General features: G+C 65.7%; 13 protein-coding genes. All 13 read left to right on the top strand.

Annotated features, from left to right (window positions below):
- Positions 1 to 1,104 precede the first annotated feature (1,104 nt).
- Positions 1,105 to 2,124: an ABC transporter ATP-binding protein gene (locus ACMCNK_RS09510; protein ID WP_412736028.1), complete on the top strand. Its 1,020-nt coding sequence runs from the start codon at positions 1,105 to 1,107 to the stop codon at positions 2,122 to 2,124.
- Positions 2,111 to 3,145, top strand: coding sequence for an ABC transporter permease (locus tag ACMCNK_RS09505; RefSeq protein WP_412736027.1), 1,035 nt, complete (start codon positions 2,111 to 2,113; stop codon positions 3,143 to 3,145). Before ACMCNK_RS09510 ends, ACMCNK_RS09505 begins: the two co-directional genes overlap by 14 nt.
- Positions 3,142 to 4,482 (top strand): YcaO-like family protein, encoded by a 1,341-nt coding sequence (locus ACMCNK_RS09500; RefSeq protein WP_412736026.1) that lies wholly within the window; start codon positions 3,142 to 3,144, stop codon positions 4,480 to 4,482. Before ACMCNK_RS09505 ends, ACMCNK_RS09500 begins: the two co-directional genes overlap by 4 nt.
- Before the next feature lie 89 nt (positions 4,483 to 4,571).
- Positions 4,572 to 5,228 carry a TOMM precursor leader peptide-binding protein gene (locus ACMCNK_RS09495; protein ID WP_412736025.1) on the top strand — a complete coding sequence of 219 codons (657 nt, stop codon included), beginning with the start codon at positions 4,572 to 4,574 and terminating at the stop codon, positions 5,226 to 5,228.
- Positions 5,228 to 6,907: a SagB family peptide dehydrogenase gene (locus ACMCNK_RS09490; protein WP_412736024.1), complete on the top strand. Its 1,680-nt coding sequence runs from the start codon at positions 5,228 to 5,230 to the stop codon at positions 6,905 to 6,907. The genes ACMCNK_RS09495 and ACMCNK_RS09490 overlap by 1 nt, the downstream gene beginning before the upstream one ends.
- Positions 6,904 to 7,683: a nitroreductase family protein gene (locus ACMCNK_RS09485; RefSeq protein WP_412736023.1), complete on the top strand. Its 780-nt coding sequence runs from the start codon at positions 6,904 to 6,906 to the stop codon at positions 7,681 to 7,683. The genes ACMCNK_RS09490 and ACMCNK_RS09485 overlap by 4 nt, the downstream gene beginning before the upstream one ends.
- A gap of 72 nt (positions 7,684 to 7,755) precedes the next feature.
- Positions 7,756 to 7,923 (top strand): thiocillin family RiPP, encoded by a 168-nt coding sequence (locus tag ACMCNK_RS09480; RefSeq protein WP_412736022.1) that lies wholly within the window; start codon positions 7,756 to 7,758, stop codon positions 7,921 to 7,923.
- Between the two features lie 22 nt (positions 7,924 to 7,945).
- On the top strand, positions 7,946 to 8,122 hold the full coding sequence (locus ACMCNK_RS09475) for a thiocillin family RiPP (RefSeq protein WP_412736021.1): 177 nt from the start codon (positions 7,946 to 7,948) through the stop codon (positions 8,120 to 8,122).
- 26 nt (positions 8,123 to 8,148) lie between these two features.
- Positions 8,149 to 8,319, top strand: coding sequence for a thiocillin family RiPP (locus tag ACMCNK_RS09470; RefSeq protein WP_412736020.1), 171 nt, complete (start codon positions 8,149 to 8,151; stop codon positions 8,317 to 8,319).
- A gap of 22 nt (positions 8,320 to 8,341) precedes the next feature.
- Complete coding sequence (locus ACMCNK_RS09465; RefSeq protein ID WP_412736019.1) at positions 8,342 to 8,527, top strand: thiocillin family RiPP; 186 nt, start codon at positions 8,342 to 8,344, stop codon at positions 8,525 to 8,527.
- A 118-nt stretch (positions 8,528 to 8,645) separates the two neighbouring features.
- Entirely contained in the window at positions 8,646 to 9,791 is a 1,146-nt protein-coding gene (locus tag ACMCNK_RS09460; RefSeq protein ID WP_412736018.1) for a PqqD family peptide modification chaperone, read from the top strand.
- Positions 9,758 to 12,214, top strand: a complete 2,457-nt coding sequence (locus ACMCNK_RS09455; RefSeq protein WP_412736017.1) for a hypothetical protein — start codon at positions 9,758 to 9,760, stop codon at positions 12,212 to 12,214. The genes ACMCNK_RS09460 and ACMCNK_RS09455 overlap by 34 nt, the downstream gene beginning before the upstream one ends.
- Positions 12,156 to 13,139, top strand: coding sequence for a thiopeptide-type bacteriocin biosynthesis protein (locus ACMCNK_RS09450; RefSeq protein WP_412736016.1), 984 nt, complete (start codon positions 12,156 to 12,158; stop codon positions 13,137 to 13,139). The genes ACMCNK_RS09455 and ACMCNK_RS09450 overlap by 59 nt, the downstream gene beginning before the upstream one ends.
- Positions 13,140 to 13,145 lie beyond the last annotated feature (6 nt).

Here is a 13,145-nt window from a genome sequence, read left to right as displayed (position 1 = left end):
CCCGGAGCGTCGGCGGTGTCGTGCGTGACCCGAGCGCTTCTCCCACTGCTGGATCTGCCAGCACATCGCCTTCCAGGGTGAGATGTGCCGGCGCGAGCCGCAACTAGGGGCAACTTGCGATAGGGGCATGCTCGCGCAAGCGTCAGCATGGACCGCGGCTGCCTGTCGGCCACGGCGCGGCCTGCAGTGCTCCAGCTCGGTGCCGCGCGCCGCGTCTCGCGTCGACGGCGAGCACCAGCCGGCAGCGTGGTCGAGGCAGTGGCTTGGCCGAGGGCGTCTTAGTGGAGGATTTGCCTGCTCCGGCGGCTTCGCGTTCTGCTGTGGATGGTGTCGAGCCAACGAGGCTCGAGGAGCTGGCTGGGGCGCTACCCAAGGAAACATTCGCCGCACCGGACCCGACCGCGCACGGCAGCGCGACGAAGCCGCCGTACGAGGTCCCGAAGGGTCCGACGCGGCCGGAATCGACCCGGACTGACCTTCGCAGGAGAGCGGCGTTACTCCTCACTCCACCGCCTCATGGACAGGGATCCACAGTGTCTCCTGCCTGCGAAAAGAGCTTTGCCTCCCCGAGCCTCGCGGTAGCCGCCCGCCGGTGCGTGGACCTCAGTGGGAAGGAACTGGGAAGGTTTGGCAGGGCCAAGCTGGCCGCAGTTGACAGCAAACACCCCTTTTCGGACAGTGCTCCACTGGCTACAGCTCTCGAGCCGGTTGCGACGTGCGCGCCAAGGCACGTCATCGGGCAATGTATCGCTTCCCAAGCGGTGGGAAGGATCTGGATATAGGCCAATGTCATTATTGGTCAGCCGGCGACGCCGAGCATGGGTGTGGGAGGTGCGGGTGGGTATGAAATCGAAAGCGACTCCGCTGAAAATGGAGTGAGCGCATGAGAGAAGGGCGGGGCGCTTCAATTGAATAAGCATCTCGTAGGAGCTCGGATAGGTCTCGACCGTACGTTGGCCGGAGCGCTGTCGCTTATGAGCATCGCTTCTCGGGCTCCGCGTGGTCCATAATGGAACATGGGTGGCCTGGCGGTTGCCTACCTGGTCAAGGTCGTTCATCCGGTATGGCGTTCCACCTTGATCAGGCGGGCCACCCCGAAAGCCGGTGCCGAACCCTGTTGATGGCGCGACGAAGAAGGGCAGTTTCCCATTGTCTGTTGACAGATATGTAACGGTCGACTCGACGCTCGCAATCAGCGTCAGGGATTTGAAGAAGAGCTATCCCGGCGTGGAGGCCGTCCAGGGAGTGTCATTTGAGGTCGCCCGTGGGCAGGTGTTCGGACTGATCGGTCCCAACGGGGCGGGTAAGACCACCACCTTGGAGTGCCTCGTTGGTTTGCGAAAACCCACCGCGGGTGTTCTCCGCATACTAGGGCGAGATCCCTCAACCCGGGCGAGCCGGCTGCGACACGTCGTCGCCGTCCAACCGCAGGAGGGTGCACTGTTCGCTCACCTCAAGGTGCGGGAGACCGTGCAGCTGTGGTCCACGTTCTACCAGGATCCCCTGCCTATCGAGCCGGTCCTTACCGAGGTGGGCCTAACTGACCAGGCAAACCAGAGGGTGAAGGCGCTGTCGGGCGGTCAACGGCGCCGGCTGCTTCTCGCCGTATGCCTCGTGGGCAACCCGGAGGTCCTCGTGCTGGACGAACCCGCGTCAGGATTGGACCCGAGCGCCCGGGAACTGCTGTGGGACGTCATCCGCTCCAGACGATCTGCCGGTAGCTCCGTCCTCTTAACGACGCACGACATGAACGAAGCGACTCAGCTTTGCGATCAGATTGGCGTCCTCGTCGGCGGACGGATCGTGGCATCCGGATCCCCGGCTCAACTCGCCCGCGATTTGGGCGGGTTCAGCACAGTGTCGTTTACGACGCAGTCGCCACACACGATCGCCGCGGTACGTCGGTTACCGGCCGTGGCTTCGGTCCGCACGGAGGCGGCTGGCGGCCGGACACAGGTGTATGTCAAGACCAAGGATGGCGACGATGTGGTACGGCACATCGCCTCTACCGCCGACATCGAGGCGAGCGACCTGACGATCACCCATGGCGGGTTGGACGACGTCTTCAAGACCTTGGTCGCCAGCGCGGACGGACGAACGGAGCAGACTCATGACCACCCGTAAGTCCGCCTACGTCGAACTTGTTCTGGCCAGCTCACGCGAACTGTTCCGGGACGGAAAGACCGCCTTTTTCGTCCTTATATTCCCGTTCTTCTTCATCGCGATGTTCCTGGGTATCGGGTTGCTTACCAAGGGGGGCACCTACCACGTCGGGGTGACACCGGGGCCTCGGCAGTCCGAGCTCGTGACCCGGCTCAACGGGGTGCAGGGGATCATTGCGGCTCCGCTTGGCGGACCGGTTCCCGCAAACCCCACCTCGACGGGCGGCAACGATGCCATCGTCCGAGACCAGGGCGATCGCATCACTGTCACCGTAGACACCGCGAAGTTCGGCGCAGTACGTCCACTACGCAAGGGTCTGAGCGTCGGGGGAGACAGCCGCCTGGAATTCCGCACGACCGACGGCTCGGTTCCCTTCGATCCGATCAAGTCGGCCTTGCCATCCGCCTTGTTCATCGCCCTGATGTCGGCCTCCTTCTTCGGTACGGCCACCCCGATGATCGCCTTACGTCAGCGCGGCACGCTTCGCATGCTCAGCACCACACCGTTGTCTCGACGGAAGTTCGTTCTCGCTCAGATGCCAGTGCGACTCATGCTGGTGACCGCGCAGCTTCTCGTCGTGTGTGTGGTGGCGGCGGTGGCCGGACTCTTGTCGGTAGACAGCGTCGCGCCGGGATTGGTCAGTGGCTTGCTCGGAGCGCTGATGCTCTTTGGATTCGGTTACCTGGTGGCTGCTCGACTGCGCAATGCCGAGGTTGCCAACGGGCTCTTGGCGCTGCTCATGCCAGTGACGATGTTGCTGAGCGGCCTGTTCCTGCCGCTGGATCTCATGCCCGGATTCCTGCGCGCCGTGTCCAACATTCTTCCGACCACCTACCTTGTGGACGCCCTCAGCCACGCCTTCATCAAGTCACCGTCCGCCCACGGGATGTTGACCGATTGGCTCGTACTGGGGCTGTCCGCCGCGGTTTTGGCAACACTCGCTGCTTGGCTCTTCGACTGGGATGCGGGGGACGAACGATGACGATGACGGATGAAACCAGATCGACGGTTCCCGAGGGGTTACGCAGGCTGGATCGCATCGTCGGCCCGTACGGGCTCGTCGGGCAGGTCAACCGGTTGCCCATCCAGCCCGGAGAGCCCCGGTTCCCCATCTACGCCGCTTCCTTGGGCGACATTGCCCAGGTGATACCGAATGTGGCGGAGTCGGTGGGTCCCCGCGGGGCGCGAGGGCAGGTCGATGGTGCCGGCGGGGACCTGCACGCGGAGCGCGCCGCACGCCTCTGCGTAGCAGAGGCCCTGGAACGTTACTCGACCTGCGTCGTCCCCGAGGACCAGTTGATCTGGGCAACCGCCGAGGAACTGGGCAACGATGCGCTGCCGATCGCCTCCTTGCCCCGGTGCACACCGCAGGAGCTCGCGCATCCACGCGCGATGGCGGTGGACATCGATGCTCAAGCGCCGATGAGGTGGACACGCGGATGGTCCCTCACCGAGCACCGCCCGCTGTGGATGCCAGCGGTCCAGGTCTGGATGCATCTGGCGGCCAGGTCCCGCGCCGAGCGCCACTGGAATCCCATCTCCACGGGCTGCGCCACGCACACCGATCTCAAGCAGGCACTCGTCAACGCCATCTGTGAGGTGGTCGAGCGTGACTCCATCGCACTGACGTGGTACCAGCGTCTCCCGCTGCCTCGAATCGAGTTCGACGAGGTCCCCGCCACGGTGCGTCCCTACCTCGATCGTTCGCGCGCCAGCCAGGTAGAGACGGTGTTCTTCGACGCGACCACGGACCTCGGGATACCTGTCATCTATTCGATCGACCTTACGCCCGACAATCCGGTTCTCGGCCAGCTGGTCATGTGTAACGCTGCCCTCAACCCCGCCGATTCAGTCTCGAAAATTCTTCGAGAGTCGGCGTCGTCACGCATCGCCATGCAATCCTCGCGCAAAGTTCCCGACACCATTGATGAGTTCGTCAGCGTCTACCATGGGGCCGCGTACATGGGCACGCCGCAACGACGCCCCGATTTCTCGTTCCTGCTGGACAATGCTCGCCGGCGTCGTTTCACCGATCTCCCCAACCTCTCCAGCGGTGACGCCGACACCGACCTTCAGCTCCTGATCGGACGGCTGGCGGACGCTGGATGCGATGTGGTCGCTATCGAGTGCACCACGGATGAGGCCCGCGACGTAGGGTTCCGCGTCGTACGCGTGATCATCCCCCAGCTCATGCCCCTCTCCTTCACCTATCGCGCCCGCTACCTGGCGCATCCGCGCCTCTACACCGCACCAGCCGCCATGGGACACCGCGTGCTGTCGGCCGAAGAGATCAATCCGCTCCCGCAGCCCTTCGCCTAACAGCGACAGCAACACCATTCTGACGCACCTGCCATAAAGGGCAGGCAGCTGGAGCCTGCCCTCATGCCGGCTCATCGAGACGAGGACCGATGGACTCCATACACGTGATTGCACTCGGAGATTTCGGCACGGCAGTCGCCAAGAACCTTGCAGATGGCCGGCCGAACATCACCATGACCGACAGCTCCGGACCCTGGCCTGCTTCGGCCTCAGCCCAATGGCCCAACGCCGCCATACGGATACTGCTCAGCTGGCGGGAAGCGCCTGCGGTCGCGGACGTCATTGACGCGCGAGCCGCCGACTGGGGAACCCCATGGTTCACCGTCACCGTGGATCACCCGCGGCTGCGCCTGGGACCGGTCGTCGTGCCCGGCGCAGGCGCGTGCTACCGCTGCTTCACCCGACGACGCAATCAGCACGAACGCGACCGGGCCAGCACCAGCGCCGTGCACGACCTGTACGACCGCGACCCGAAAGCCGGTCCCGGCGGCTTCCTGCCTCATCACGTCACCCTCGCCGCCGCCCTCGCCGAGGCGCAACTGGATCGTTTCGATGCCGCCACGCTGGATGACAGTGCTGGAACGGTGCGGCACTACAACCTTCTCGACCATCAGGCGTCGACCGCGACCGTCGTGGGTCTTCACGGATGTGACCGCTGCCGTCCGACGACGCAACGACAGGACGCAACGTGGGCCGCCCTCGCCCGAGACCTTGCCCAGCACAGCACCGGCGAGAGGACCAAATGATGGCAGAACAATTGCTCTCGGCAGATGCCATGTACCGTGCGGTGCACAGCGACCCGCAGTTCGCCTGCCCTCGCCGACCGGCCCTGGTGCAGGGGCTTGTACGCCTTGACCTTCCGGACGGGATTCTGTTCGAGGGAGGCCCCAGCCGGCAGATCCTGCGCGGCGCAGCCACCAAGGATCTCGTTCCTGCCGTGCTGCCACTGCTGGATGGAACACTCGACGCCGACGGGATCGCGACCCGCTCAGGGCTGCCGCGTCCGCACGTCGATCGAGTGATCGCCTTGCTCTACACCTGCGGGTTGCTGGAGGAAGGCGAACAGGCTGCCGCGGTCGGCGATCCGAACGCCGCATTGTTCTGGTCGCGAAGCCTTGACTCGAGCCGCGCTAACCGATCGACCTCCGAGGTCCTGCGGCGATTGGACACCGCGCGGGTCGGTGTGTCGGGCTCTGGACTGCTTGCCGACCTCGTCCTGGCGGATCTGCAGGCCAACGGCATCGGCGCCAAGGCGGTCAGCGACAGCACCCCTGAGCCCGACTATGACCTGGTCGTCGGCGTTTCCGACCACGCGAACGCGGACCTGCGGCACATGGCGGACGCCTGTGCTGCCCACCACGTGCCGTTTCTGCCCCTCCGACTGTCCGGTCGAGGCGTCGAGGTGGGCCCCTACCTCGACCCAGCCTTCACGGCGAGCTTCGCTGATTACGACCGCCAGCGGCGAGCCGACCCGATCAAGGACGATGCCGGTGAGCTGTCCTTCCCGGTTCGGGCGAAGCTGGCCGCGGCGCTCGGGAGCGGGCAGATCGTGGGGTTGCTGGCCAGGATCGGCACCGTGCCCGTTCTGCGGGGACTACTTCGCGTCGACCTCGTGGACTGGTCGCACCGTATCCATGTCATCTCGCCCATCCCGGACTCTGTGGGGCCGCAGGTCCGCACGACCACAGCCGGTGTCCCGCTGGCGGTCTGCTACGAGAGTTCGGTGGCGTTCACGCCCCGGCACCTGCTGAATCCCAAGGCACACCAGGTGCACTACAAGCCCGGCAACCTGGCCCTGCAGCATGAGAGCAAGCGGTGGCCCAGTGCCCCACTGCTGGACCTGGCACCCTGGGCGTCCGTCCCGCCAGGGCCCCTGCGTAGGTCCTCCGCTGCAAAGAACGACGGCGATATTGCCTTGCCGGCCATCGCCGCGGTGTTGCAGCGCGCTGCAGGGCTGAGACCCGGGCCCTCGTTCGAGCAGAAGGTGCAACGCTGGGCACCGACCGGCGGCAATCTCGGCTCCGTCCAGCTGCACCTGTTGGCGCACCGCGTCGAAGGCCTGACGCCTGGTGTCTGGGGCTACGTCGGCGACCAACACGCCCTGGCCCGCCTTCGTGACCAGGACGACCTGTCAGCACTGGGCCATCGCAGCGGTGAACCGGCCGCGGCGATCGTGCTGACAGCAGCGCTTGCCCGGGTCGCCAGCAAGTACCTCGGATTTGCCTGGCGCGTCGTTCACCTGGACGCGGGCGCCGCCATCGCGCAACTCGCCTATACCGCACGAGCGTTCGGGTTGGCGGCACACCCGCTGCCCCGCTGGGACGACCAGTGCATCGCGGACCTGCTCGACCTCGATCTCGATAGCGAGCCGGTCACCGGCGTCGTCTTGCTCGGCTCGGCATCCGAAGGAGAACAGCAGCGATGACAGTAGAGATCAACGGGGAGGTCGCCTACCGCGAGGCGGCCAGGTTTCCCGACCACACGCAGGCACTGCGCCTGCTGCAGAAATACAGTCGCCTCGACGCTGACGCGGCCACCGTCGGGCTGCGCCACGCGAATCCTTCGCTGTACCGGGCGGTCGACGCGCATGCCGACGCCCATCACGTCGTCAGGGCGGTTGCCGCTGCCTCACCGGCAACACCGCTCAACGGCATCCAGGAGCAGCGCCTGTCCATCCGATACTTCGACGAGCATCCCGTCACGGTCGACGTCCTGGCGGCGATCACGACGGCCGCCGCCGCATTCGACCAGGAGGCCTGGACCGAACAGGCAGCCGGTACCGATCTGCAGGTACTGGTCGCGGCGCGAGACGTCGCCGGACTGCCACCGGCCATCTATGCTCACCGTCCGCACACCGAGACGTTCGTGCGCGTCGGCGACCTTCCCACGGGGGACGAGTCCGCCGACCTCGTGCTCCAAGTCGAGTTTGCCGATTCCCCGGCGATCGTCTTGATCTGCGGACCGCTGGCGGCAAGCCTCGATCGACACGGCGAACACGGCCACCGCCTGCTACTGAGCAGGGCCGGCGCCGCTGCGTACGCCGGTTGGCTGACCGCTATCGATCACGGCCTGGTGGGCAGCATCTTCGCGGGCTTTCTCGCGACCTCGCTGCGCCCGCTAGCGCCGGTCGACGGCTACTACACCACACAACTGCTCGCCTTGGCTGTCGGTCATCCGCGCCAGCGACACCGCACGCCCTGACGGGCACACAGACCTCCGCTATGCGGAGCCCCGGGACGACGGACGTCCCACATCGATAGGAGGAAACAACCTATGAACGACGCCGATCTGGACCTCTTCGCGGAGGACCTGAATTTGGCCGTTGACGAGCTGCCGGCGGATGTCGCACTCAGCTCGGTTGGCACGATCAGCTCCGTGGACTGCTTCTCGTGCCCGCTGTCCACGGCTTCTAGCAACGGTACCGCCAGCTCCGCTGGCTGACCCCACTGTGGAAGGGCAAACGATGGAAGCTATCGATTTTCTTGACCTGTTCGCCGAGGAAGGCGAGCCGGACCTGACGGCCGAAGCGCTCTCGGATGAGGCAGCGCTGTCCACGTGGGGATCGGTTAGCACGTTCACCAGCGCGTCGTGCCCCGCGTCCACCGCGGGCAGCAGCAGCAGCGCCTCGTCCGCAGGATGAGGCATCACCCAGGAGGAAGAACGATCATGCAGGAGAACATCGATCTCTTTTCCGAGGATCTCAGCGACCATCTGTCGGTGGAGTCCCTCGATGAGGCCAACCTGCTCGGTACCTGGACATCGTCGACGACCGTCAGCTCGGCGTCTTGCCCGGAGTCGACCGTCTCGTCGTCATCCACCGCGTCCTGCGCAGGCTAACGCAAACGGAAGAGGAGATCACGTGAACACCGATGTCACGGCTCTCGAGGCCTTGTGGGAGATCGACCTCTCGGCCGAAGACATGACCGCCGAGACGCTTGACGACACCATGGCACTCGGCACGACGGGCAGCTTCGCCTGTGGTGCCTGCGCCAGCTGCCCGGTGGGCTGCGCGTCCAGCGCTGGCACGTTCTCGTCGGCGGGCTGACACAGCACCACCGCTGGTTCGGCGATAAAGCGGATCGCCGAACCAGCGGTGGCAACCGCCGTACCAGCGGTCGAAACCGGCCGGTCCAGGGTCACCATCAGGATAATCAGGAGGACGCATGCGGCTGCTTGCAGCCCGGACGACGGCTGCGGCCGGCCCAGACGCCGTCGCCGATCGCCGCTGGCTCGACACCGAGCCACTCTGTCTGCGCGAGACCGTCCAACGTCTGGAAGGCGCGGACGGACGACCCATGCTGTTCGACGTCGCTACCGGCCGTTACGTCGCCATCTCGAAGGCCGGTGCCGCCATCGTGGCGTTGCTGAACGGAACGAGCACCGGCAGCGCACTGGTCGAGCGAATCGTCGCGCGGGCATCGGGCGACCCTGCCAACGCCGAGGCCGCCGTTGTGCGCTTCCTCAGCGAGCTGCGACAGGCGGGCGTGCTGTCGACTGATCCGCCCGGCCCCAAGCGGCCCCGATCTGCCCGTTTCATGCGACGCCACACGCCCCGCCTGCCCTTGACACGATCGTTGTTGCTCGTGCTGGAGCCGCTGGCCCGCCGCTTACGTCAGATCCCTCGATTCCTGCTGGCCACTGTCATGATCACCGTCCTCGGTGGTGCGGCGTCCCTTGCCGGACTGGCGCTCAGTAGCCAGCCGTTCGGTCTGCACTACACCCACTGGATATGGGCCGCCGTAGCCATCCTCGTCGCTCAAATCGCCGTGCACGAGGTGGGCCATGCCATCGTCTGTCAGTACCTCGGTGTACCCGTCCGCGAAGCCGGCATCACCCTGATGCTCTTCGTCATGCCCGTGGCATACGTCGATCGCACCGACGCCTACCGGATCCGCAGCCGCGGCAGCCGCACGCTCATCGCGCTCGCCGGGCCCCTCAGCGATGTGCTGTGGGCCGGCGCCACCAGCCTCGTCATACTCACCACGCACGGCGTTGCCGCCCACATCGCCACCCAGCTCCTCCAGATGCAAGTCCTACTCATGATCGTGAACTTGAATCCGCTCCTACCCTCGGACGGCTACCACGCCCTCGAATCCGCATTCGGAGCGATCAACCTGCGAGGACGGGCCTTCAGCTACCTCGCGCACCTTGTCAGCCGCTCCGAGCTGCCCAGCTACTTGCGGATACTCGGCCGCGTCCGGCGGTTCGGGTACTTAGCCTTCGGGGTGGTGTGCCTGAGCTACGGCGCCCTCACCGCCTGCCTGATCCTGCTGTCATGGTGGCGCCTGCTCCTGTCGGCGGTGGCGTAATGATCAGAGCGCCGTTCATGATTCACCGGGTCAATGGCCTGCCGGCGGACGCCCTCAACCTGGGGCTCCACAAGACGAACAGGCTCTTGCGCGAGCTAGACGGCATTGAGGCGGAAATCGGCCGCAACGCGGACCACGCCAGTGATCTGCTGTACCAGCGCATTCCGCTCCTCGACGATCCGCAACAACGCCGGGACCTCCTGGCCCTACGCCGGGCGCTGCACAACGGCAAGCTCCCGCGCGTGTCCACCGAGCAGCGGGCGTCATGGTGCCGCGCGCTCGGTGCTGATGCCGGGGTCCTGGAACGCCACCTGGATACCTTCGACCGGCGTAACGCGCTTCAGACGGCTGCGGAAGACGCATACCGTGCTGAGGCTGACGACGAAGGGGAGCGGCTCGCTGCCATTCTCGATCATCCCGCGTTCGTGCAAAGCCTCGCGCACGCCTCCCCTGACCTGGTGCGATACTTGCAGCGATGGCGGCTGCGTCCGGGTAGCAAGCCGGCACGGACACTGCTGGCATACGCATCCCGTGCAGCCCTGAAGACAAGCCCCTTCTCCCGGTTCACGGCCCTGGCTCTCGACAACCTGCCGGCCGACGGGAGTGCCCGCATCGCGCCCGCGCAGCAGGACATCCGCGGATGGCTCGACGACCTCGCCCGTGACGACGCCTGCGCCCGGATCTTCCTGGTGGCCGCCAACTCGTCTGCCGTGACCGTCAACGACCACCGGTGGCTGATCACACCCGACGTACGTCCTGGCACCGCCCTGGCATGGCGCGGTGACGCGCTCGTCGACGGCCAGCTGTACGCCGACGTCCTGGACACGCTGACCGAATGGGGTGTCCTGCCCGTCGACGAGTTCCTGATGCGACTCGGTGGAGACGACCCATTCGGCGCCTACCTGCGGCTACTCGATACCCACCTGATCCGCATCGTCCTACCCTGGTCGGACTCTCGCGACTCTTCGCCGCTGACAGAACTCGCCGATCTCCTCGACACCGCCGATACCGCTGCCGCTCAGCAGGCGCGCGATCTCCAGCGACGAGTGGAACTGCTCAACCAGGCACAGGGGCCGGCCCGCTTGGCGGCACTCGACAGCCTCCGTCTCGACGGCCGCCGCGTATCGGTGTACGAGGATGCCGTGTCCGACATCGCCGTCGACGTGCCAGGCGCCCACCTCACGACCGACCTACAGCAGCTCGGTGAACTCATCAGGCCGTACATCTTCCGTAGCCACGTCTACGACTGGATCGTCGAGCAGTTCGTCGCACGCTATGGACCAGGCGGCCGATGCGACGACGCCTACGCATTCCTCATCAGCCTGGCAACGCGGCCCGACTTCCTCAACCAGCTCGGCAAGGCCCTCGCAGCCGACCGGGCAATGCTCACCTTCCGCACCGACCGGGCGTGGCTCCCCGCCTCCGTCACCAGCGCACCTCCGTCGACGACCGTGCTCTACCAGCTCGCCGCAAAGGACAACCACAGCATCGCCGAAGGCGCATATCAGCTCGTTGTCAACCAATTCAATCCCGGCCTCGGCGGCCTCGTAGCCCGCTTCCGCCACCTTCTCGATCCCACCGACAACATCGCCGGCGGGCTAACCAGTCGCCTCCGGCAATGGGTCACCGACGCCTTCCCTCACGCCACACCGCACGAGGTCACCCTCTGCGCCGACCTCAACAGCATGCAACGCGACAGCGCCGGCATCTTCCCGCCCTTCCGTTGGCCGGCCGAGCCCGAAAACCGTGATTCCTCCGCAAGCCCACCTCGCTTGATGATCTGGCACGAGCGGGCCCAAGGCACCCTGCTCCTCACCAACGTCGAAGGCCTACCGATCGCGCCTGTCTACCTGGGCGTGGTACCCGCACACCTCATGTCGGGACCGGTACGACTGCTGCTCTGCCTGAGCGACCCCTGGGTGAACGGGGCACATCACCTGTGCTGCACCTATAGCCCGCTCGAACAACTATCCGAGCCCGGCGCTGACATCGTGGAAGAGCCCCGGCAGTCCATCGGCCGACTCGTAACCCGCCGACGCAACTGGCGCATGTCTGCCTCCCACTTCCCGACCCCCCACCGCAACGAGTCACCATTCGACTTCTACAAGCGAATGGACCAATGGCGTCGTGAGCACGACCTGCCCGATGAAGTATTCCTGACGCTGGAAGGCGGCGGTCGACTCACGCAGGACTATCCGGACCGAAAACCCGCCTGGATCTCGTTCAACAGCGCCCACGCCGTACGGGCCCTCGCATCCAACCCCAAGATCGGCGTCGCCCAAGCGGTGCGGCTGGCCGAAGCACTGCCGCACCGAGAGCAGTACTGGCTGCGAGACGGCGAAGACCGGACCAGAGCAGCCGAACATGTCTCCTTCCTCCGTTGGGACCGCCCGAACCCCCGCAGCACGCCTACGCAGCCATGACCGACAGGAAGGGAACCAGGAGATGACTACGCTGCTTCGTAGCCGGCCTGCATGGCTTGACCGGGACAGCTGGTGGTACGCGCGGTTGTACCCAGGAGGACTGGATCATCTGGACATGGCGGTCCGACAGCTTCTACCACCACTGGCCGCCACAGCCCATGACGCGGACGGGCGATGGTTTTTCATCCGATATACGGATTTTCGTGGTCCCCATCTCCGCCTGCGCATCCGAGGGAGCCGCTCACTGCTGGACCCCTTGCAGCGCAGCGTGCCCACCCTGGCACGTGCCTGCCTCGATCTCAGCCAGGCGGCAACCGCGCCGTTCACCGCTCTGGTGCCGCTGGACACCAGCTTCTTCAGCGGCGACTACGCCGGCGCAGATACGGCCCTGTACGAGCCGGAATGGGCCAAGTACGGCGGTCAGGAGGGAGTAGCTGCCGCCGAGCAGCTCTTCGAGATCTCCAGCGAGATCGCCCTGGCAGCAGCGTCCCTCGACAAGGCAACCGATCGTGCAGCCCTCACCGTCCTGCTCATGCAAACCTCCGTTGCGACCGTACAGTCGGTCCACGGCACCCGCCCTGGTAGCCCACCGCCAGCCATCTACTGGGAACGCCACCTGATGTGGTGGACCCGAGACGCCGGCTCCCACGCTGAGCAGCTCAAGTCGAGTCTGCGGAAGCGAGCGGACGCCGCAGGGAACGTCCACAGCGCAGTGCGGCGACTCGCTGAGGACCCGGGTACGACGTCGCTCCTGCAACGATGGTCCGTGAACGTAAGCGCCTACCTCGATGAGGTGAGGAAGAAGGCTGTGCCCAAGACGCCCGGCCACCTCATCTTCCACCAAAACCATATGATGGCGAACAGATTGGGCATTCTCCCGCGGGAAGAGGCAGTGCTGGGGATCGTCGCAGCCGGCTACGCCTGACAGCAC

The sequence above is a fragment of the Krasilnikovia sp. MM14-A1259 genome (genome assembly GCF_047159535.1).
In the GTDB taxonomy this organism is placed as follows: domain Bacteria; phylum Actinomycetota; class Actinomycetes; order Mycobacteriales; family Micromonosporaceae; genus Actinoplanes.
The sequence above is the reverse complement of the archived record's forward strand: the minus strand, read 5'-3'. Positions and strand labels throughout refer to the sequence as shown.

What these genes read in the sequence shown, in the direction of transcription:
- ACMCNK_RS09505 (WP_412736027.1), top strand. Translation starts at nt 2,111, where the DNA reads ATGACCACCCGTAAGTCCGCCTACGTCGAACTTGTTCTGGCCAGCTCA.
- ACMCNK_RS09500 (WP_412736026.1), top strand. Translation starts at nt 3,142, where the DNA reads ATGACGATGACGGATGAAACCAGATCGACGGTTCCCGAGGGGTTACGC.
- ACMCNK_RS09495 (WP_412736025.1), top strand. Translation starts at nt 4,572, where the DNA reads ATGGACTCCATACACGTGATTGCACTCGGAGATTTCGGCACGGCAGTC.
- ACMCNK_RS09490 (WP_412736024.1), top strand. Translation starts at nt 5,228, where the DNA reads ATGGCAGAACAATTGCTCTCGGCAGATGCCATGTACCGTGCGGTGCAC.
- ACMCNK_RS09485 (WP_412736023.1), top strand. Translation starts at nt 6,904, where the DNA reads ATGACAGTAGAGATCAACGGGGAGGTCGCCTACCGCGAGGCGGCCAGG.
- ACMCNK_RS09480 (WP_412736022.1), top strand. Translation starts at nt 7,756, where the DNA reads ATGAACGACGCCGATCTGGACCTCTTCGCGGAGGACCTGAATTTGGCC.
- ACMCNK_RS09475 (WP_412736021.1), top strand. Translation starts at nt 7,946, where the DNA reads ATGGAAGCTATCGATTTTCTTGACCTGTTCGCCGAGGAAGGCGAGCCG.
- ACMCNK_RS09470 (WP_412736020.1), top strand. Translation starts at nt 8,149, where the DNA reads ATGCAGGAGAACATCGATCTCTTTTCCGAGGATCTCAGCGACCATCTG.
- ACMCNK_RS09460 (WP_412736018.1), top strand. Translation starts at nt 8,646, where the DNA reads ATGCGGCTGCTTGCAGCCCGGACGACGGCTGCGGCCGGCCCAGACGCC.
- ACMCNK_RS09455 (WP_412736017.1), top strand. Translation starts at nt 9,758, where the DNA reads ATGGTGGCGCCTGCTCCTGTCGGCGGTGGCGTAATGATCAGAGCGCCG.
- ACMCNK_RS09450 (WP_412736016.1), top strand. Translation starts at nt 12,156, where the DNA reads ATGTCTCCTTCCTCCGTTGGGACCGCCCGAACCCCCGCAGCACGCCTA.